This is a genomic window from Glaesserella parasuis (assembly GCF_002015085.1).
In the GTDB taxonomy this organism is placed as follows: Bacteria; Pseudomonadota; Gammaproteobacteria; order Enterobacterales; family Pasteurellaceae; genus Glaesserella; species Glaesserella parasuis.
Map to the genome: position 1 here is coordinate 1 of NZ_MUXW01000026.1, position 22,057 is coordinate 22,057.

General features: G+C 40.7%; 19 protein-coding genes and 1 pseudogene. 2 read left to right on the top strand and 18 right to left on the bottom strand.

Going from position 1 to position 22,057, the window contains the following annotated elements; genetic code table 11:
- The 5 genes from B0183_RS13115 to proS all read right to left on the bottom strand — a co-directional run.
- Positions 1–1,107, bottom strand: a 1,107-nt coding sequence (locus B0183_RS13115; RefSeq protein WP_207552017.1) for a hypothetical protein, incomplete at its 3' end; no start/stop codon positions are given.
- 37 nt (positions 1,108–1,144) lie between these two features.
- A complete protein-coding gene (locus B0183_RS07210; protein WP_078208577.1) occupies positions 1,145–1,663 on the bottom strand; it encodes a hypothetical protein in 519 nt (172 codons plus the stop codon).
- 21 nt (positions 1,664–1,684) lie between these two features.
- A complete protein-coding gene (locus B0183_RS07215; RefSeq protein ID WP_035523359.1) occupies positions 1,685–2,002 on the bottom strand; it encodes an ESPR domain-containing protein in 318 nt (105 codons plus the stop codon).
- A gap of 455 nt (positions 2,003–2,457) precedes the next feature.
- Positions 2,458–6,087: a S8 family peptidase gene (locus tag B0183_RS07220; protein WP_078208578.1), complete on the bottom strand. Its 3,630-nt coding sequence runs from the start codon at positions 6,085–6,087 to the stop codon at positions 2,458–2,460.
- Positions 6,088–6,495: 408 nt separating this feature from the next.
- Complete coding sequence (gene proS / locus B0183_RS07225) at positions 6,496–8,211, bottom strand: proline--tRNA ligase (protein ID WP_078208579.1); 1,716 nt, start codon at positions 8,209–8,211, stop codon at positions 6,496–6,498.
- 353 nt (positions 8,212–8,564) lie between these two features.
- Between proS and acpP the strand changes: the two genes are divergently transcribed.
- Both acpP and B0183_RS07235 read left to right on the top strand, forming a co-directional pair.
- Positions 8,565–8,795 (top strand): acyl carrier protein, encoded by a 231-nt coding sequence (acpP, locus tag B0183_RS07230; RefSeq protein ID WP_021119368.1) that lies wholly within the window; start codon positions 8,565–8,567, stop codon positions 8,793–8,795.
- Positions 8,796–8,942: 147 nt separating this feature from the next.
- A complete protein-coding gene (locus B0183_RS07235) occupies positions 8,943–9,866 on the top strand; it encodes an aminoimidazole riboside kinase (protein ID WP_062924019.1) in 924 nt (307 codons plus the stop codon).
- 161 nt (positions 9,867–10,027) lie between these two features.
- Here the strand turns inward: B0183_RS07235 and B0183_RS07240 are convergent, their stop codons facing one another.
- The 13 genes and pseudogenes from B0183_RS07240 to rpmB all read right to left on the bottom strand — a co-directional run bounded on the left by B0183_RS07240 (position 10,028) and on the right by rpmB (position 22,005).
- The gene (locus B0183_RS07240) at positions 10,028–10,759 is read right to left on the bottom strand and encodes a copper homeostasis protein CutC (protein WP_062924020.1); all 732 of its coding nucleotides are present in this window, start codon (positions 10,757–10,759) and stop codon (positions 10,028–10,030) included.
- Complete coding sequence (locus B0183_RS07245; RefSeq protein WP_078208580.1) at positions 10,760–11,749, bottom strand: galactose-1-epimerase; 990 nt, start codon at positions 11,747–11,749, stop codon at positions 10,760–10,762.
- 70 nt (positions 11,750–11,819) lie between these two features.
- On the bottom strand, positions 11,820–12,974 hold the full coding sequence (gene galK, locus B0183_RS07250) for a galactokinase (protein WP_078208581.1): 1,155 nt from the start codon (positions 12,972–12,974) through the stop codon (positions 11,820–11,822).
- A gap of 192 nt (positions 12,975–13,166) precedes the next feature.
- Entirely contained in the window at positions 13,167–14,219 is a 1,053-nt protein-coding gene (locus tag B0183_RS07255; protein ID WP_062924023.1) for a UDP-glucose--hexose-1-phosphate uridylyltransferase, read from the bottom strand.
- Positions 14,220–14,385: 166 nt separating this feature from the next.
- Positions 14,386–16,029 (bottom strand): chaperonin GroEL, encoded by a 1,644-nt coding sequence (gene groL / locus B0183_RS07260; RefSeq protein WP_021111239.1) that lies wholly within the window; start codon positions 16,027–16,029, stop codon positions 14,386–14,388.
- A gap of 110 nt (positions 16,030–16,139) precedes the next feature.
- Entirely contained in the window at positions 16,140–16,427 is a 288-nt protein-coding gene (locus B0183_RS07265) for a co-chaperone GroES (protein ID WP_005713186.1), read from the bottom strand.
- 206 nt (positions 16,428–16,633) lie between these two features.
- Positions 16,634–16,696, bottom strand: a pseudogene (locus tag B0183_RS13025) (RNA-guided endonuclease InsQ/TnpB family protein); the annotation flags it as partial.
- A 121-nt stretch (positions 16,697–16,817) separates the two neighbouring features.
- Positions 16,818–18,218: a quorum sensing histidine kinase QseC gene (qseC, locus tag B0183_RS07275; protein ID WP_021114422.1), complete on the bottom strand. Its 1,401-nt coding sequence runs from the start codon at positions 18,216–18,218 to the stop codon at positions 16,818–16,820.
- On the bottom strand, positions 18,205–18,876 hold the full coding sequence (locus tag B0183_RS07280; RefSeq protein WP_021119362.1) for a response regulator: 672 nt from the start codon (positions 18,874–18,876) through the stop codon (positions 18,205–18,207). Before B0183_RS07280 ends, qseC begins: the two co-directional genes overlap by 14 nt.
- Before the next feature lie 60 nt (positions 18,877–18,936).
- Positions 18,937–19,302 carry a YgiW/YdeI family stress tolerance OB fold protein gene (locus B0183_RS07285; protein ID WP_021114421.1) on the bottom strand — a complete coding sequence of 122 codons (366 nt, stop codon included), beginning with the start codon at positions 19,300–19,302 and terminating at the stop codon, positions 18,937–18,939.
- A 168-nt stretch (positions 19,303–19,470) separates the two neighbouring features.
- Positions 19,471–21,432 carry a TonB-dependent receptor domain-containing protein gene (locus B0183_RS07290; RefSeq protein WP_075606358.1) on the bottom strand — a complete coding sequence of 654 codons (1,962 nt, stop codon included), beginning with the start codon at positions 21,430–21,432 and terminating at the stop codon, positions 19,471–19,473.
- Between the two features lie 154 nt (positions 21,433–21,586).
- Positions 21,587–21,757, bottom strand: a complete 171-nt coding sequence (gene rpmG / locus B0183_RS07295) for a 50S ribosomal protein L33 (protein WP_005624479.1) — start codon at positions 21,755–21,757, stop codon at positions 21,587–21,589.
- 11 nt (positions 21,758–21,768) lie between these two features.
- The gene (gene rpmB, locus B0183_RS07300; protein ID WP_006251446.1) at positions 21,769–22,005 is read right to left on the bottom strand and encodes a 50S ribosomal protein L28; all 237 of its coding nucleotides are present in this window, start codon (positions 22,003–22,005) and stop codon (positions 21,769–21,771) included.
- Between the last annotated feature and the right edge of the window lie 52 nt (positions 22,006–22,057).

Here is a 22,057-nt window from a genome sequence, read left to right on the forward strand (position 1 = left end):
GGGAAGTGGAAAACAAAGCCCATTGGGTGCTAGATGTGGTCTATAAAGAAGACGAATGTGCTGTGACCGATGAATGGGGTGCGGAAAATCTGGCAATCTTGCGTCGATTAGCGTTGAACTTGGCACGATTACACCCGAAAAAGCAGAGTATGAAAGGGAAATTGACCGCTGCTGGTTGGTCAGATGAATTTCGAGATGAGCTATTGCTCGGCGTGTAGGTTGAAAAATGGACAACATATGCGGTTGCCCTGCTTCAGCCGTAATATCGTTTAAGCTCTTACTTGCTTTATTATTAATCAAGGTAGTCAGTGCTGTATTCACAGAGCTAATCGCTGTTGCTACACCACCAACGGTCGCTAATTTATCGGTATCGCCGTTCGTTGCAGTTAACCCATTGTTAGCAAAAGTCCCCGTCTGAAGATCAAACTTCACTTTGCCACCATTTTCTGTGCTAATGGTTAACTGGTCTGTATCTTGGCTGACAAACTGCAATCCAGTAGAGAGAGCCGTTGATTTAGCGGTTTCACTCCCTGCTTTATAATTTAGCTGAACATTCTCCTCAATCTTATCAATCAAGTCCTGATTTTTGGTGTTATCATCCAAAACATCTTTCACCGCATCTGCTACATTCGCCTTACTGACTTTAACCGTATAAGTCTTCACATCATTTGCCGTAGCCGATGTCACAGACGCAATATTATCCGCATCCGCAGAATGTTTAACCTCTGTTGCAGCTTGAATCACAGATTTACCTGCACTATCAAGATTGCTCAAATCCTTACTCGCCGAATTAGCAACGCCAGATAACTCTTTAATTTTCGCCGCATCTAAACTCAGGGTGTATTTCTTACCCGTAGTACCGTCCGTACGATCTGTTGGCTGGCTTACCGTAATCCCTGAATTTGCTTGAGCCTCAACCAATTCCACGGAAGAAGTCGTTGAGGTAATTCCTAATTTTTGTTTCCAAGCATTGATATGAGTTTGATTGGTTAAATTGCTTGCATCCAATTTCGCAAAAGTATCTCCCACCGCTGTTTGTACATCGGCTTTCATCACAGAGACTTCATAGGTTTTGACTTGCGTTGAATTATTGACAGAACTAGTCACTTGCGCAATGTTATTTGCGTCATTTTTACGAGTGACGTTAGTGAGATCGGTAATAGCCGTTTTGCCCTAAAGCAGTCTCAGCCACAGCGCCTTCACCCAATGCAACACCGCCCTCTTGGGTCACAGAAGCCTCACTCCCAATCGCAATACCCTTAACACTGGTTGCACGAGCCTTTGTTCCCAAAGCAATGCTATCCTCTTTCGTTGCTTGCATGTTTTCATTCGCATTATAGTTATTAGAGTTAGCGGTTGAATCCATTGTCGCACCAATCGCTATGGCACGTTTACCTGTAGTCAGCACCGACTTACCAATACCAATGGCAGCCTCGCCAGCAACGGAAGCGGCAGTACCTACGGAAATAGAATAGACTCCAATGGCATAGGCTTGACGCATTATCGCAAGGGAGTTTTCCTCATTTGCCAAAGCCGCTGGACCAAGTGCAATAGCTGAAACCATAGATTTAGAACTAGCCCCAATGGCAACACTTAGAGCTCCCTCAGCATCTGCTTTAGATCCCAATGCGGTACTACCTGATCCATTAGCCTCTGAGCCCATCCCGTAAGCAACTCCCCCTACCTATGTAGAGTAAACCTTCTTCCCTCTAACTACCTCATCAAGTCCTGGATTGCCTTCGGTAATATAACTGAGTATATCAGTATTAGCTGCCTGAGAAACCTGCCCTAATCCATTAGCACTATCAGCCCAAGCCATATTTGAAACAAACAAACCCGAAATAACAGTAGCACTTGCTCTCCACCATTGTGGATGTGAACGATTGATCTCAACGCCAGAACGCTCGCCATTTGATGATTTAACCTTTCCTTTTGCCAATTCTGAAACTGCAACCCAAGTTTGCGAGGTGTGATTCCAAATCACACGAAAAATTTTATTCATAATGTATCCTTATTCAGAAACAGATAACGACTATTTTTTACTCCATAAAAAACAGCCGTTATTAATAATATTTGCATGACTGACGCTGATAACAAAAAGCTAATGCATTCAATTCTTTATTTGCTTCAAAAATTCTAGAAAAATTCCTGTACTGTGCAGGGATTGACCCATCATATAACCACAACCTATTGATTTTATTGGGGTGAAAACCCAGCCTATAATATCCAACCTATTTAATATGCGTTTTATCGACAATAAAATCCTCGCCATTATAAAATATTATTTATTCGCCCATAATAAGCAGTGAGGATATATAACAATTCTTTTAACTCATGAAAAAAATACAAAACTGACAAAAAATAACAAAAGCATCATAACACCTGATTACTCTCTCAATTTATTGCCTCTGTTTGCTATCATTGGATACTCTCACATATCGATACACTCCTATTACACTAAAATTGATATCCTAAGGTTGCTAAAATATTTCTTGTTTTTTGACTTGACGTAAGCACACTCTCTAATGCCAGCTGAGCAAAAAAGCCATTGTTAAAATTCACTCGTGAACTAAAACCTAAGGTAAAAAGAGATGGGGTTAGTCTATAGGTTTGTGTAAAGTGGCTGTTTGCTATCTCGCTAAATTTGGCGTTGTTACGATAATTTCTACCGCTTAATCTATGTTGATAGATGGCATAGGAATCGAACTGAATTTGGGCATTATCTAATGTGGTTGCATAGTTTAATAAAAGCCCAGCCCCCAGAGCCGTTGAGTGATAATTCACGCTGTCGTATGATTTTGTAAAAATCCGACCGCTTTCATTAAATGCATTTTGATGTACAAAATCATAGTTGAAATAGGTCAGTGGCGATAGCGTAAAGTTCTCTCGTTTATAGGATTTGGCAACGCCTAGCTGTGCACTCGCAAAGCGGTTTTGATAAGAGCCTGTGATGTTCTCCCTTTCTCCCACAATCTGTTTCTCATAGTGGTTTTGCGACTTGCCTAAATTTACGCCACTCAATAGCTTGAAATGGTCAAAATGCGATACATAATTCAGTGCGACATTGAAAGTGTCTGAATGAGAGTTCGCAGAATGGAAAGTGCCTTTGCCCCTTTCATAATTTAGGCTCATTGCAAGCTGTTGTTTATTATCAATGTTTGTCGCCACACCCATACGCAATCCGTGTGAATTAGCTTTAAATTCATTCGCTTGGGTGATGTGATAGCTTGGTGTCAGGTAAAACGCATATTTTTTCTGTGCCAAATTATGTTTGACTAATTTAGACAAGAACATATCTTCGCCACCCACTAATTTTTTTATTCCGTTGGTATTGAAACGCTGAACAAAATAGTTTGGGGTTAAGCTAAACAGTAGATTTTGTTGAGCAAAGTGGGTGGTTTTGATAGTGCTGTCGTTGAGCATATCAGGCAAATGATCTTCAGCAATGCTGTTTAATACGGCTTGTCTATTGGCGGTATTATCCAGTTTCACAAAGAAATCTCGATATGCTTGGCTGAGATCTGCAGATGTTCTTGCGGTATAAATCGCTTCACCAATGTCACTATTTGGAATATAAAAAGCCTCTTTCTTAACCTTGACTTCAGCGATAAGTGTACCGTCTTGAGCAGGTATTGCTTCAACTTTTTCCTTCTCTTTTTCTACGTTGTTCGTCTGTTCCGTTGACACGGTTTCAGAAGTGCTTTCCTCTGTTACGTTATCATTAGGCTGAGGTTCCATATTTGGTTGCTCCGTTGAAGCTGTTTCAGAAGTGCTTTCTTCCGTTACGTTATCATTAGGCTGAACTTCAGTATTTGGTTGCTCCGTTGAAACTGTTCCAGAAGTACTTTCTTCTTTTGCTGTATTATTAGGCTGAGCTTCTGTGTTTAGTTGCTCCGTTGAAGCTGCTTCAGAAGAGCTTTCTTCTTTGGCGGTATCGCTAGGCTGAGGTTCAGTAACAGGCTTTTCTTCAATCGTATCATCATTAATCACCGTGCGATTTGAAGCGAGTTTAAAATCCGCTATTTTAAATTCCGTTGAGCCATTACTTAGAATTTCCACGCTCTCAAAACGATTAAGGCTATTTGCTAATGAGCCTAAATCAATTTGCACTTTCTGCCCTGCGGCATAAAACTGACCGCTTAAAGGACGATAAAGTAATTTTCCGCCTTTAATGTCGTAATTTTGTGCAACTAGCTTTGAATTTCCTTGAGTGTTGAAATTTAACACCAGTTTAGCTGTGCCGTGATGAGTATAGTTTTTTCCGACCGTTAATGTCGCAATATCATCACTGCCAGCAATAACAGTGCCTTTATTGTCTAAATTGTTGGCAATCGTACCGCTTCCGCTTAGGGTCCCGCCTTGTTCCACAAATACTGAACTTTCGCTAAGTGCTGAGCCATTTTTTAGACGTAGCTCTCCGCCACGCACCAAAGTTGCCCCTTTATAGCTGTTGCTACCACGGAAAGAAAGTTGCCCTAACCCTTGTTTGATAAATCCAACATTCAATCCTCGCATTTGTTCTGCAGGGGAATTTTTTGCTGTGGCAAGATGTAGGCTGTCGTCCCACATTTTTTGCTCGATATTGTTAGCAAATTCGCCATTTTGTCCTTGAGTATCAATCACATAATAGGCTTCGGTTTTCCCTGTTGGGCTTTGAATATCACTTACATTTAGACGGTTTGCGTCAAGTGTCGCTACGCCGTTTAAGGCTTTTTGTACATCAAGTATGCCCTGCCCCATTAAATCTTCGCGTTTTAGGCTATAAATATTGTTGCTTCCTAAGATTTTATTGATCGTAATACCGTCTTTATCGGGCTTATCACTGTACCCCAGTCCAGCTATATCTTGTCTGATTTGAGTTTCGTCTTGTGGTATATCCTGATCAATATAAATGATACTAAATAGTTCATAGCCAGGTTTCTGTTTGATAATCACCTTAGGCAAAGTGTAATTTTGATTTGCGGTAGATAACAGCACATCGGCGATCTGTTTGCCATTTAAAAATGGGAATTTTTGAGCGACAAGAGCTGCTGCACCACTAACCATCGGGGCGGCTTGGCTCGTGCCAGTTAAAGGGACAAATTCTTCTTGCTGTTGTCGACCTAACTTATTATGCACATCAAAAAGAGCATTTGCCGCATCAATTTTACTGCCAGGTGCCATTAGGGAATAAGCCTGAGAGCCTAAAAAGCCGTTGGAATATTTGTGGATACCTTGTAAAGTCAAGGTTCTTTCTCCGCCTGAATCAAGCTGATTTACTCGTTTTTCTTTGATAATAATTTTGCCGTCAGAATCCACATCAATACCATCAGCATCTAACATTCCCACTGCAATAAATGAGCGAATATCTTCATCATAACGAGGTAAAAGTTCAAACAAAGACGCACTATTTTTCCCATCATTGCCTGAACCAAACACATTTAATACTTTGCGTTCTTTGGCAAGTCTAACGATCCGTTCTACTTCATTTTTATTGTAGTAACCACTAGATCTGTCTTTTTCCACCTCTTTTAAGGCTTGTTCATAACTAGAGATATTTTGTTGTTCATAAGGAAAAACCTTATAGCCCCAACTATGATTGACGATGTTTAATTTTGGATCTTTACTGAAAAAATCAAATAGATTTAAGCCCCAATAATTAAAATTTGAGCTTTCTTTAAACGCCGCTCCATAAAATTTTGCATTAGGGGCAACACCGTAAGGATCGCCATTATTTTCAAAGGTTGGAGTTCGACCTAGATGTCTGCCTAACAAAATCCCTGCAACGTGTGTGCCGTGTCGAAATGTAGCATTATCTTTTTGTGTTACGCCAATACTACTTTCATCATCTTGATAAATTTTATTAAAATCTTTGTAACCACCGATTTCAATGGCTTTTCCCTGTAAGCTAGGGTGTTCTGGATTGAATAAAGAATCAACAACACCAACCACCACATTACTACCATCAATAGCAGGGTTCTGCTCTTTGGCTTTCTGTAAGTTTATGATGTTATATGATTTTTCAAGGGTAACAAAAAGATCACTGGCAAAAAGGCTAGGGCTTGATAACACAGCACAGCATTGCAAAGGAAAAAGAAACTTTTTCATATGTTGTCTCCTAAAAAATGAATATTGTTTTATGTAGGGCACACTGCGTGTACTCGACCCAACAAAAATCTTAATTCGTATCGGCGGATACCTACATTCACTCTGTTTCGTTATTTATAATGTTGACAATCCTACTCTCAACTCACTTGAAAACATAGAAAAGTCTGTCAACTGGCTAACACCTATTAATATTTAACATATTGTATTCGCATATTGCGTAATCTTTTTCTTGCTAAATCAAATATTGGATGATTATTCTAAAAATTTAGTCAAAAACAAAAATGACGACATTAAGACATAATGATACTTATACATCTATTTGTCTACTGTGGCAAGTTCTGCATCTCAATTTCGTAACCTCATAAAAATTGAGATGCATTGTATCTATGTTGGAAATTAGAATGGCTGTTATTGGTTAATCCGTCCTTTCAAGAAATCCAACAACTGATCTTTGGCAATCATCTGTTTCTCACCTGTACGGCGGTTTTTATACTCAATTTCGCCATTTTCAAGATTTTTCTCACCGATGACCACCATATGTGGCACACCGATCAGTTCCATATCGGCAAACATCACACCTGGGCGTTCTTTACGGTCGTCGAAAATCACATCAACGCCTTGTGAACGTAAGGTTTTATGCAGATCTTCTGCAAAGGTTTGGACACTTTCAGACTTGTGCATATTCATAGGGACAACCGCAACAGTGAACGGTGCAATCGCATCGGTTGGCCAAATGATCCCACGTTCATCGTGGTGCTGTTCAATTGCTGCAGCAACGACACGAGTAACACCGATACCATAGCAACCCATAATCATCGTTTGCGGACGACCATCTTCCCCTTGTACTGTCGCTTTCATCGCTTCAGAATATTTTGTGCCAAGTTGGAAAATATGCCCTACTTCGATACCACGTTTAATTAATAGGGTACCTTTACCATCTGGGCTTGGGTCGCCTTCTACCACATTACGCAAATCTGCAATTTTTGGTAAAGCAACATCACGTTCCCAGTTGATGTTGAAGTAGTGTTTACCGTCAATGTTCGCCCCTGCACCAAAGTCACTCATTAACGCCACACTTCTATCGATAATTACTGGAATCGGCATATTCACAGGGCCTAACGAACCGACACCTGCACCGATTTTCGCTTTAATTTCCGCTTCGTCAGCAAATTCAAACGGCTCTGCCACTTCTTCGCATTTCACAGCTTTGATTTCATTGAGTTCGTGATCGCCACGGATAACTAATGCCACTAACGGCTGTTCTTCACTTCTACCTTTAACAATCAAGGTTTTCACCGTTTTTTCAATTGGTAGGTTGAACTGCTCAACGAGCTCTGCAATGGTTTTTGCATTTGGTGTATCTACAAGGGTCATTTCTGCCGTTGGATCTTGACGCTCGCCGACTGCAATCGCTTCTGCAAGCTCAATATTTGCCGCATAATCGGATTCGGTTGAGAACACGACATCATCTTCACCGCTTTGTGCCAATACCTGAAATTCGTGTGATGCCGAACCGCCAATAGACCCCGTATCCGCTGCAACAGGACGGAAATCTAGGCCTAAACGAGTGAAAATATTGCTATAAGTTTGGTGCATCACATCGTAGGTTTCTTGAAGAGACTCTTTGCTGGTGTGGAATGAGTAAGCGTCTTTCATCAAAAACTCACGTCCACGCATTACCCCAAAACGTGGGCGCACTTCGTCACGGAATTTGGTTTGAATTTGGTATAGGTTTAACGGAAGTTGTTTATATGAACTCACTTCACGACGCACTAAATCCGTAATCACCTCTTCGTGGGTCGGGCCTAATACAAACGGGCGATCGCCACGATCTTTAAAACGCAGTAACTCAGGGCCATAATCTTCCCAACGTTCAGACTCAACCCACAAATCCGCTGGTTGCACCACGGGCATTTCCACTTCTAAAGCACCGCTTTTATTCATCTCTTCACGAATAATATTTTCCACTTTTTTCAACACACGCAACCCAGTCGGCAACCAGTTATACATACCTGATGCAAGCGGTCGGATCATACCAGCACGCAACATTAACTGATGGCTAACGACTTGAGCGTCGTTCGGGGTTTCTTTCAAGGTTGAAAAGAGATATTGACTTGTACGCATTTATTTATCCTATTTGTATCAATTCTATAAAACGAAACGGGAGGTATTTTAAATCAAAAAGCGGTCAGATCGGCAAAGAATTTTGCAAATTGTAAAAAAATCCTAAAATCTGACCGCTTGTTTTAGGTAATTTTAGAGAAATGCCGACTCGATCAAAAATCCACTATGGATAATCCCTGAGCATAATGTTAGAATTACCCAAATTTTTCGCTAACCGATAGCGAAACTTAGTTCTGGTGTTGTGGAAAACAAAGGCTGGTTCGACTTGTATTAAAAGGCTTGAATTTAGCAAATTTTCCTTTACACTATTCAACTCTCGCACTTAGCAAATTTATACACATAGGAAACAAAAAATGAGCATTGAAGAACGCGTAAAAAAAATTATCGTTGATCAACTTGGTGCAAAAGCAGAAGATGTAAAACCAGAAACTTCTTTCATTGAAGATTTAGGTGCAGACTCTCTTGACACTGTTGAGTTAGTGATGGCTTTAGAAGAAGAATTCGATATCGAAATTCCAGATGAAGAAGCAGAAAAAATCACTACTGTTCAATCTGCGATTGATTACGTTCAAAACAAGCAATAATCTCCATTTAGAAAAAGCGACTTTTAAAAGTCGCTTTTTTTTCTGCCTCTTATTTTTTTCTCTAAATATATCCGTTCTTAAATTGCAAAACTAAACCGTTTTAGCTACTATGCACAAAATTATTTTTAGACTTTGAAAGGTTGATTTATGAGCAAAATTTGGGTATTAGGTGATGCCGTTGTCGATTTAATTCCGGATGGCGACAATCATTATTTGCGTTGTGCTGGCGGTGCGCCAGCAAATGTTGCAGTCGGTGTTTCTCGTTTAGGGGGTGAAGCTGGATTTATCGGGCGTGTGGGCAATGACCCACTGGGTAAGTTTATGCAACAAACCTTGCAAGCAGAAAAGGTTTCAACCGAGCAGATGATACTTGATCCACAACAACGTACTTCCACAGTAATCGTTGGTTTAGATCAAGGTGAGCGTAGTTTTACCTTTATGGTCAATCCGAGTGCAGATCAGTTCTTAGAGGTCAATGATCTGCCAAATTTCCAACAGGGCGAATGGTTACACTGCTGTTCGATTGCGTTAATCAATGATCCTTCACGTTCTACTACGATTGAAGCTATTCGTCGTGTTAAACAAGCGGGCGGATTAGTGTCGTTTGATCCAAATTTGCGTGAATCACTTTGGTCAAGCCTTGATGAAATGAAAAAAGTGGTGAATAGTGTCGTGGCAATGGCGGACGTGTTGAAATTCTCTGAAGAAGAATTGACCTTATTGACTAATACGACAAATCTTGAAGATGCAACGAAAGAGGTTACTTCACTTTATCCAGAGAAGCTGATTATTATCACTTTAGGTAAAGATGGGGCGATTTATCACTTAAACGGTAAGAGCCAAGTTGTTGCCGGTAAAGCCTTAAAACCGGTAGATACCACTGGGGCTGGCGATGCCTTTGTGAGCGGTTTGTTAGCTGGTTTATCGCAAGTGTCAAACTGGAAAGAGAGTGATGCGGTATTAGTTGAAGTGATCCGCAAGGCAAATGCGTCTGGTGCTTTAGCAACAACGGCAAAAGGGGCTATGTCTGCTCTGCCAAATAAAGCTGAGTTAGAGGCGTTTTTAAAATAATAGATTTGATTCTCCTATTGTACAACCCAAATATAATTTACCTTTACTGGGTTGTACCCCCAAAAGGTAGGCGAAGATATGATGAAGAGCCATTCTTACAAACCTTTAGCAAAGGTCTAATGCGCCAATAATGCAGGGGCTTTCTTTTGGCTCTTCCCCCACTACAACAGCGATATATATTTCAAAATCCCTTTAATTTTTTGTGAATCGGCAATGTCTAACACATTATCCTGTGATAAAGCGCCCATTCTTGCCGAACTGGTCGAATCCATTAGACTTTGACGTTGTCCTTTGGCTGAAAAATGAATTTCAGGCACTTGGGTTTGTTCAATGATTTGTTTAATGTTATCTGCATTAATCCCACAGCCAGCCATTATTTGAATACGCCCATTCGCTTGTTTGACTAACTGCTGAATAACAGGAATCCCATCAAAAGCAGTCGTTGCTTGCCCTGATGTCAAAATACAATGACAACCTAAGTCAATGAGTTGTTCAAGAGCAGTAATGGGATCTTTACAGAGATCGAAGGCTCGATGAAAGGTGATCTCCATACCTTGTGAAGCCTTAACTAATAGTTCTGTTGTTGCTAAATCAATCTCACCATTTGCAGATAACGCCCCAAAAACGACCGCTTGTATGCCTAGCTGCTTGGCGGTTGCAATATCGTTGAGCATTATCTGAATTTCATCTTCGCTATACAGAAAATCACCCGCACGAGGACGGATCATCAAGGCTAGGGGAATAGTCGAAATTTGTTGAGCCTGCTGAATAAAACCTAGATTCGGTGTTAAGCCGCCAACCGCAAGGGCAGAGCATAGTTCAATACGGTCAATCGGAAATTGATTTGCAGTGATGACCGACTCTAGATTATCGACACAGATCTCAACTTTCATTTATTCCCCCACGATAAAGCGATAATGAATATGATGTTGATAAGACTCGTTTGCTTTGCTGATTCCGCCATAGTGCCACCATTCTGGGTGGTTTGGAGTATCAGGGAAAAACTCAGGTTCTAGGGCGACTCCTGCATAATCAGGATAGCTTCCGCTCGTCAAATTAGGCTGTCCGCCCAGCCAGTTCCCTGTATAAACTTGCAATGCTGGTTTGGAGGTACGAAGTTCAAGGCGAAGATTATCATACGCTAAAACAGCATCAGCCTGACAAGCGCTCAGATCTTGGCAAGATTTTGCAAGTAAAAAGGCGTGGTCATAACCTTTAACAGCTTGTTGATCGGTATCAGCCAGTAAATCTTGACCGATCATTTTTGCTGTGCGGAAATCAAAACTTGTTCCTTCAACAGCTTTTAATGGGGCGTTCGGAATGCCATTAGCACCGACAGGAAGGTATTTCTCCGCATTGAGTTGTAGGCTATGTTGATGAATGGTTGGTTCATTAGAAAGATTGAAATAGGCGTGGTTGGTAAAGCAAAGCGGTGTATCTTGAGAGCTTACCGCATTAAATTCAATCTCAAGTTGATTACCATTCAAACGATAAACGACAGTTGCTGTTACTTCACCGCCAAAGCCTTCTTCACCATTGGCGAAAATTTTATGAAAAGTAACCGCTTGTTCATCTACCGATTGCACCTGCCACACACATTTATCCGCCCCGATTTCCCCACCGTGCAAATTATTTTCCCCGTTATTTTTTGCCAAAATAAACTTTTGCCCATTAAGCTCAAAGGTGCCATTTGCAATGCGGTTGGCATAACGCCCTACCGTTGCACCGAAATAAGCTGATTGCTCTTGCCAACGTTCAGGCGTGGTGGTTACTAATACTTCTCGTTGCTCATTGGGCAATTTAACTACGCAAGAAAGCCAAGATGCACCAAAGTCAGATAGGATGATTTTGAGATGATCGTTTTCAAGGGTATAAATTTTCATATTTGCTCTCTTTATGTTGCTTCCCCTCTCCCGCAAGCGGGCGAGAGAAATGATATTATGACTGCATAATTTAAACCACTCTCACCCCATCACTTGCTGTGCAAACATAGAAGGTTTCTTGAATGCCAGTTTGTTTTTGGTAGTTTTCTGCAATGAGTTTACGCAACGCTTCCACTTTTTCATTTGGAACTAAGCAGACAATACAACCGCCAAAGCCACCGCCTGTCATTCTTGCACCGCCGTTTTTGCCGATAGCCACTTGAGCTAATTCAACTAGATAGTCAATTTCTGGGATAGTGATTTCAAAATCATCACGCATTGAGTCGTGAGATTCGCCCATTAATACCCCTAATTTTTGCATATCGTTGGCTTTCAAGGCTTCAACTGCTTCTAGCACACGATGATTTTCGCTGATAACGTGTTTTGCACGTTTGTAGGCTAATTCATTAAGTCGTTGTAACTCTGCCGCTCGCTCAATAAATTGTTCAGGGCTAACATCTCTTAATGCTTTAACGCCAAAGAATTGTGCCGCAAATTCACACTCTTGACGACGACTGTTATATTCCCCAGTCACTAAATCGTGTTTGACGTTAGAGTTAATGATCGCAATGGAATAACCTTGCGGCACAGGGGTTGGACTAATTTCTAAGCTACGACAATCGATCATCACAAGGTGATCTTTTTGTCCTAATGCCGAAGTGAGCTGATCCATATTGCCACAATTTGCACCGACAAATTTATTCTCAGCACGTTGTCCGATTAAGGCGATCTCGGCTAGACTAATCGGTAAATTACCTAACACTTGGCAGGTTTTACCGATAGAAATTTCAAGGGCAGCAGACGAGCTTAATCCTGACGACATCGGTACATCACTGGTCATTGCAATATCCGCCCCTTGAATAAATTCAGGACAACGTTCTTGAATATATTTCACCACGCCACGCACATAGTTTTTCCATTTATCTTCGCTTTGTGGAATTTCTTTTTTAATATCAAAGGCATCGGTTTCATTAATATCAATCGCATAGACACGCCAAATGGAATCGTCACGTTTCGAAAAACTCACAGACATACCATAGTTGATCGCACAAGGCATCACAAAGCCATCGTTATAATCGGTATGTTCGCCGATAATGTTTACACGACCTGGAGCAAAGACGGTTTGCTGTGACGCATAACCAAAATGTTGTTCAAATTGAGTTTGAGAGAGTTGGATCGGGGTCATAAAAGCTCCTTCATTTTGTTATTATTTCCCCTCTCCCGCATGCGGGAGAGGGTGGAGCAAATCTGAAAGATTTGCGGAGGGAGAGGGTTGCAGAATTTTTTATTTACCGCTTATCTTGTTTGCCCTCTCTCTACTTAAAATTGCCTCACGCAATTTTAAGCTGTCTCTCTCCCGCTTGCGGGAGAGAGGGATTTATCTTTGTTTATAATGAACATCTTCACTTACCGCTCTTAATTTTTCAGCGGCTTGCTCTGGGGTTAAATCCCGTTGGGCTTCGGCTAACATTTCATAGCCGACCATAAATTTTCGTACCGTTGCAGAGCGAAGTAGTGGCGGATAGAAATAGGCGTGCAGTTGCCAATGTTCAATATTTTGCCCATCTTTAAAGAACGGAGCAAAATGCCAGCCCATTGAATAAGGGAAAGCACATTCAAACAGATTATCATAACGGCAAGTGAGCTTTTTAATCGCAAGGGCTAAATCGTCTTTTTCCGCTTCGCTCAATTCACTCATTCGTTTGATATGACGTTTCGGCATCAAAATGGTTTCATATGGCCACGCCGCCCAATACGGCACAACTGCAAGCCAATATTCTGTTTCTGTCACGGTGCGTGTGCCATCTTTTAGCTCTGCTTGAGCATAATCGACCAATAAATTTGAGCCGTATTGTTCATAGTAACGACGTAAATTTTTATCCTTGGTTGCAATTTCATTCGGTAAAAACGAGTTCGCCCAAATTTGCCCGTGTGGGTGTGGTTGTGAGCAACCCATCATCGCCCCTTTGTTTTCAAAGGCTTGAACCCACAGATAATCTTTGCCTAGCTCTTCTAATTGAGCATTCCAAGTATCGACTACACCACGAATTTTTTCCACAGGCAATTCAGGGAGTGTTTTACTGTGATCAGGCGAAAAGCAAATCACCCTAGCCAAACCACGCACCCCTTGAATTTTAAACAACGGATTGTCAGAGGGCGGAGCATCAGGTGTATCTTGCATCAAAGCAGCAAAATCGTTGGCAAACACATAAGTGCCTTGATAATCAGGGTTTACATCGCCTGAAACACGGGTATTCGTCGGGCAGAGAAAGCACTTTTCATCATAACTCGGTAGCTGTTCAACCGCCGCTTTATCCACTTGGCCACTCCACGGACGTTTCGCTCTATGTGGAGAAACTAAAATCCACTCATCTTTCAAGGGGTTATAACGGCGGTGAGGGTGATCATTTAACTCAAATTTTTGGCTCATTTGGAGTGTCCTTTCAAAAAGTTGAAATAATATGGAGTATAGCGTAAATAATGCAAAGAAGATATGAACTAGATCACAAAATGGAATCATCCACTCATTCTTGAAAAGAAAAAAGCTAAACCCATACGGGTTTAGCTCTACTACTCAAATAAGGTCTGCTTAGCAATTACATCATTCCGCCCATTCCACCCATACCGCCCATTCCAGCGCCTAGGTCAGCTTTTTCTTCTTTTGGTAGGTCTGTCACCATACATTCAGTCGTAATCATTAAACCTGCGATAGAGGCTGCAAATTGTAATGCAGAACGAGTTACTTTGGTTGGATCTAAGATACCCATTTCTAACATATCGCCGTATTGTTCGGTTGCTGCATTATAGCCGTAGTTGCCATTGCCGTCTTTTACGTTACGAGCCACAACAGAGGCTTCTTCACCAGCATTTGTTACGATTTGGCGAAGTGGTGCTTCCATTGCACGAAGTGCTAAACGAATACCTACGTTTTGTTCTTCGTTATCACCTTTCACTACATCAGCCACTTTGCTTGCCGCACGCACTAATGCCACGCCACCGCCTGCGACGATACCTTCTTCCACAGCCGCACGGGTTGCATGAAGGGCATCATCCACACGGTCTTTTTTCTCTTTCATTTCAACTTCAGTTGCTGCACCGACTTTGATTACCGCAACACCGCCAGCTAATTTAGCCACACGCTCTTGGAGTTTCTCTTTGTCATAGTCTGAGGTTGAATCTTCGATTTGTTGGCGGATTTGTGCCACACGGCCTTTGATTTGAGCTTCATCGCCAACGCCGTCAATGATAGTGGTATTGTCTTTTGAAATCACCACACGTTTTGCTTGACCTAACTCTTCGATAGTCGCTTTTTCAAGTTCCATACCGATCTCTTCAGAGATTACCGTACCTGCGGTTAAAATCGCAATGTCTTGTAACATCGCTTTACGGCGATCACCAAAGCCTGGCGCTTTAACCGCAGCCACTTTCACGATACCACGCATTGTGTTCACAACTAAGGTTGCTAACGCTTCGCCTTCGATATCTTCTGCGATAATCAATAATGGTTTGCCCGCTTTTGCTACTGCTTCTAATACTGGCAGAATTTCACGGATATTTGAAATTTTCTTATCCACTAAAAGAATGTATGGATTTTCTAATTCTACTGTGCCGGCTTCTGGTTTATTGATGAAGTATGGCGATAAGTAACCGCGGTCAAACTGCATACCCTCAACTACGTCTAACGCATCTTCTAAGCCAGTGCCGTCTTCAACAGTGATTACACCTTCTTTACCCACTTTTTCCATTGCTTGAGCAATTAATTTACCCACTGTGCTGTCTGAGTTTGCAGAAATCGTACCAACTTGTTCAATCTCTTTTGAGGTTTCACACGGTTTAGAAAGCGATTTTAACTCTTCAACAACTGCTGCTACCGCTTTGTCGATACCTCGTTTTAAATCCATCGGGTTCATACCTGCTGCAACCGCTTTTAAACCTTCGTTTACGATAGCTTGAGCAAGTACAGTTGCAGTAGTTGTACCGTCACCTGCTGCATCATTTGCTTTAGATGCCACTTCTTTAACCATTTGCGCACCCATATTCTCGAATTTATCTTCTAATTCGATTTCACGAGCAACAGATACACCGTCTTTAGTGATGGTTGGTGCGCCAAAGGCTTTGTCTAATACCACGTTACGACCTTTCGGGCCTAAAGTTACTTTTACTGCATCTGCTAATACATTCACGCCCTTTAACATTTTTACACGAGCGTCATTACCAAATTTTACGTCTTTTGCTGCCATTTTTTATTCCTTGTAGGGACACACTGCGTGTGTCCGTGATTAATTTGTAAAAATATTGAATGATTTAACCGCTTGTTGTAGTTGGACACACGCAGTGTGTCCCTACACAGTTATTCAACAATTGCCAAAATATTGTCTTCAGAAAGAATTAATACGGTTTCACCGTCAATTTTTTCTTCTTTCACACCATATTCATTGAAAATCACCACATCACCGACTTTCACATTTAATGGTAACACAGTGCCATTATCTAAAGTACGGCCATTGCCAACAGCAATCACAGTACCTCGAGTAGATTTAGTTGCCGCAGAGCCAGTTAAAACGATACCACCTGCAGATTTAGTTTCGATTTCTTCACGTTTTAAAATTACTTTGTCGTGTAACGGACGAATTTTCATTGAATAACTCCTCATTATTGTAATTAGAAATAACTATAGTAATAGAAAGTAATTATTGGATCTCTATCTGGAGATTTCAAGGGGGAAGAGAAAAATTTGTTAATATAGTCTAGGAGATATTGATTGACGTACTCTCCGCTATAAAAGGCGAGAATTCCTACTAGCTCCTATTGTTCTCAATAGGCTACTTCGTATTGCTCATTTTACCAAGTCAACGCCCGATTAAACACAAAACGAGCAGATCCGCAGAACTGTTTAATTCTGCGGATTTGCTGCCTGCCGCGGTAATGCGCCCATTTCGATTATTCGCCAATACATCGAGCAACAACAAACACCTGCTTAGTTAGGTTTGAAACGGCTCACACCGTTTGCGCCTTATATCTCGATCCTTCAGGACGGAGTTTGACGGCACAGTCCCGATAAATTAATAATAGCTCTAAGCCCTTTTCCACCCTTCACATTGTATACATTATCCATCGAAATATAGTAACCATGCAACTCCGCAATACGCCTTACAATCGACAAGCCTAAACCGCTCCCTTTTTCATTCTGCCCAGCAGGACGGTAAAAACGCTGCCCCAGTTTAGCAAGATCTGCCTCATCAACACCACCACCATTATCTTCCACGATAATACATTGCGACTCTAATGTAATACGAATGGTCGTACCTTGAGGGCAATATTTCATTGCATTATCTACCAGATTTCGTAACATCAAGGAAAGAAGTAACGGCTGACCTTGTTTAACCGCAGGTACGCCTTTTTGTTCAAACTCAATTTCCATCTCTCGTTTTTGAGCTTGGAAATAAAGCTCTCCCACCAATGATGGAATTAATTTCTCCCAATGAATATCTTCTACACCTTCCAATTCCGTTAAGTTATCTAAACGGGATAGCGTAAGCAGTTGCTCAATTAATTGTGTTGCACGATTAATTCCTTGAGTAAGATTATACAAGGCTTTCTCGCGTAAAGCGGTATCATCTCCAGCTAATTGTGCAATTTCCGTTTGAATTTTCAATGCAGCTAACGGACTGCGTAACTCGTGAGCAGCGTCAGAGGTAAAGCGACGCTCTCTTAATAACACAGTTGATGTTTTATCAAAAAACTGATTTAAGCTAGTAACTACTGGTAAAATCTCTTTCGGCACTGCTGTCGAAAGCGGACTGTTATCGTCAGGTGTTCGCTGTTGAACTTGCTCCCCGACACGTTGCAATGTCAATAATTCACGCTTAATAACCCACACAATCAATCCCAATAATAACGGTAAACTAGCAAACCAGATCCACATTTGGCTAAACACCATTCCTTGAACCAGATCATCTCGATAATCTTGCTCTTGACCGACCGCCACAAAAAAACGATCACTAATCGGTAACCAAAAAATTCGCCACTCATCGTCATCTTCGTGATTAAGTCGGGATTTGGTAAAACCACTGGCTCTTTTAAATGGAAAGTTTGCACCATTATGCCCGTCACTTAATATCCTTTCCCCTTGAGCATTAAAGATAGCAAATGCCAGAGCGTCATCATCGAAAGTGGTCTTTTTAAAAGATTTCTTATGATGTTCGCCGTTAAAAGCCCGTTGTGGCTTACGTTCCATCAATAATGTGCGTAAATCTGAAGAAGCCAAACGTTGAGCAAATAACACTTGTTGAGCATCAAACACTTCATCAACTTCGTGACGAACTTGCACCCACGCCACTGCAGTGGATATAAGCCAAATAAGCAACGCTGTGCAAGAAATGACGATCATCAAGCGAAAACGTAAACTGGTATTTTTAAGCAACTTCATCGTTTTTTCCTAAGGCATAGCCAACACTGTGTACGGTACGAATAAACTGTTTTCCGAGTTTTTGGCGTAAATTGTAGATATGGACTTCAAGGGCGTTGCTACTGACTTCATCGTCCCAAGTATAGAGTTTCTCTTCAATAAAAGAACGGGTGAGAACACGCTCTTTATTGTGCATAAATAGCTCAAGTAAATTGTACTCTCGTGTGGTTAGGGTGACTTCTTGCTCCCGAAGAAACACTTTGCGTTGGTTTGGATCGAATTTAACTAAACTATGTTCAATCACGGGGTTGGTATGCCCATAACGACGGCGGATCAAAGCTTGTAAACGAGCTACAACTTCTGCGAGAGCAAAAGGTTTACAAAGATAATCATCTGCACCACGTTGTAGCCCAGTGATACGTTCATCAAGGGTATCTCTTGCAGTCAAAATTAGCACTGGCACATCTTGATTTGCCCGTCGCCAACTTTGTAACACCTCAAGTCCGTCCATTTTAGGCAAGGTGAGATCGAGAACAACGGCATCATAAGGAGCAGAACTTAACGCCTCTAAGCCAGATCTGCCATCGGCAAACCAGTCCACACTAAAGCCAGATTTACTCAAACCAAGTTTTAGCCCTTCACCGATCAACGGATCGTCTTCAACTAATAAAATACGCATCTCAACCTCCCAATTTCAAAAAAGAAAAGTGGCATTTACAGCCACTTTCCCATTATCGCATTAATTTGCTTTTTCAACACGATGAACATCAACTTCTGTACCGACCAATGATTTATCAATTTCACCATAAAGTCTGATTTCATCATTTGGAGTAACATTTAACCCTCTCCAAGCCTCGTCATCAATATCAACAGTAATCTCACCGCTTGCATCACGGAATGTGAAATTGTCTTTATCCAATTGTTTAACCAACTTGCCTTGCAAGACAACATATTGATCATCGCTCATTGAAGAAACTTGGCTTGCTGGAGTAATCGCTTGCTGGCTATTATTAAAGCCACCATTTTGATAATAACCTTTGTCCGCAAACGCTGAAAGGCTAACTGTTGATAAAATTAATGCTGAAAGTAAAGTAAGTTTTTTCATAAATTGCTCCGAGTGTTTATTAGTGAAAGCACTATTGCTTTGTTGAGTGTATTAAAACAGAGAAATCTTAAGAAAGTCTTAAGATAAGAAAATTTATTTTTAGACAAAATCTAATAAAAAAGCGGCAAGATTCGTAAATCCTACCGCTTAGATCACATTATTAAAAAATTAGAATCTATAGTTTGCCCCAATAATGTACTGACGGCCAGGGTTTATATGTGAATGTAAACGTTGGCTATGACTTTGATATCGTTTATTTCCAATATTATTAATAGCAAAGTCGAGACTTAAATCATCTTTGAGTAATCTCAGATTAGCATAAATATCGTGTACTCCGTAACCAGCTTTACGAATTCTTTCATCGCCACTTCTAGTCGTAATCACAAAGGTTTTAGCTTCTGCATAACGCCCTCTATATCCTATCTCTAGATTTGGATTCTCAAATGTATAGGAAAGGGTTGTTTTCCATTGGCGACCTTTAGGTACAATATCCAAAACATCCCCCGAAAGTTTAAAGCCTTCAGGGGTAGCTCTTGAATAACTTGCTCCAACACCAATTTTTAGCCCTGCAATTTCATAAGATGCTTCAGCATCATATCCTCTAGTTCTAAGATTGCCAAGATTTGTTATAGTAGGAGCAGTAACTCCGGAGTAATAATTCGTTACTTTTTCATCAAAAAGGCTTGCTACAAGTCTAGCTCCTGAATGTTTCCATTCAAAACCGACTTCTGCTAGACGTGATTGTTCAGGTTTTAGATTACTATCAACATCTCTCCTTCCACGAACTTGTGCTAAATTTGCACGGTTATCTGTTATAGTATTAGCTGTGGCTAACGCTGGGGAACGGCTGGCATAATTCAATTTTGTCTTCAATGCCAAGTTTGAGGTGATATCCCAAATTACATTCAAGCTAGGATTCACTTTCCCCTCAGAAGCATGAATTTTAGTACTATTTGGTTTGCCTAATGTATTTAAGCTGAAATGGTCGTAGCGAACGCCTGTTGTTAAAGTAACTTTCTGAATTGCCCAAATAGCTTCTAAATACAATCCATACTCTTTTTTACTTTCACCTTTCAAACTTCCTCTGCGTTGGTTTTGGCTTTCTACAGATTCATTGCGTAAATTTATTCCATATTTAAGCAGATGTTCACTGAATAATGGGCTAGTAAAATTAAGATTAGCTCCCTTAGTATGTGTTTGAGAAACTCGTTCTCCCTGTATAAAGTTTGTATTTCTTTGACCTTGCTCATAAGCTAAACGTTCATCTTTTAAATGAATATAGAATAGGTTGGCATCTAGATCTCGAATAAATCCAAGGTTCGTTCCAGTATAATTTAAATTATATGTACGTTGAGTATCCTCAATCGGACCAGGAGATACCCAATGAGCGAACTCCGGACGTTCTGCACTATCACCATAATAGTGCTCTTGACGAAAACTAAATCCTATATGGTGATTCTCATTAATATCATAACCAACTTTAGCTAAATAGTTTGCTTGTTGACGAGCTGTATTAATTGCCTCATTAGTTTTACTTACACCATTTATATAGCCTTTTCCACCTTTATAATTTTTATTATCAACCCAGCTACCTGTCGCCAATACATCTAATCCTTGATGATAACCATATACAGAAAGATTTCCACGAATACCTTTATTACTGTTATAAGTCGTACCGACTCTTGCGCCAAAAGCATTTCCTTCTTTTAGTAAATCTTTTGCATCCACAGTCTCCGCTCTTATTGCACCACTCGTCTTACCAATTCCAGCACTGGCTGAACCAGCACCTTTATCTACACGAATATTTTTCATCATGACGGGATCAAACTGAAAGCGCCCCTGGTGGTACCAAAGTTGTGTTCCTGTTTCGGTATTATCCACAACTAAATTAACCCGATTTTGACCTGCGCTACGAATAGAGAGATATTGCGCAGAATCACTTCCACCACCAACACCAACTTCTGTCTTATTAGCAAAAAGTTCTCTTAAATTTTGTATTTTGGCATCATCCGCAATGATTGTATTTTTTTCTTTTACTTCAACAGTATCCAAAACCAGTGTATTGGCATAAGCTGCCCCGCTTGTAATGGCTAAAGTAATTAAGCTCATACGAAAAGCTATATTTGACATTAAAACTCCTATTAGGTAAAAACCAAGTAAAACACTCAGAAATAATCATAAATGAAAATTGTTATCACTTCAAATAAAATTTAATAGAATACTGAGAAAATAATAGAAATAAAAAAACCCAGCTTTCGCTGGGTTCTTAATATAAGTAAGCAAATTATTTGATTTTGGCTTCTTTATAAACAACGTGTTTACGCACAACTGGATCAAATTTTTTGATTTCCATTTTTTCTGGCATATTACGTTTGTTTTTTGTTGTTGTGTAGAAGTGACCAGTTTCAGCAGTAGAAACTAATTTGATCTTCTCGCGATTACCTTTAGCTGCCATTTGTTAGCTCCTTAGATTTTTTCGCCACGAGCACGGATTTCAGCTAATACTGCATCGATGCCTTTTTTATCAATAATACGCATACCTTTCGCTGTTAAGCGTAAAGTTACGAAACGGTTTTCGCTCTCAACCCAGAAACGGTGAGTGTGAAGGTTTGGAAGAAAACGACGTTTAGTCGCATTCATTGCGTGCGAGCGGTTGTTACCAACTGCTGGACGCTTGCCTGTTACTTGACAGACTCTAGACATTTTCAATTCTCCGATATTACTTAAGCTTAAGCTAAATGGTTCGGGCGTTCAG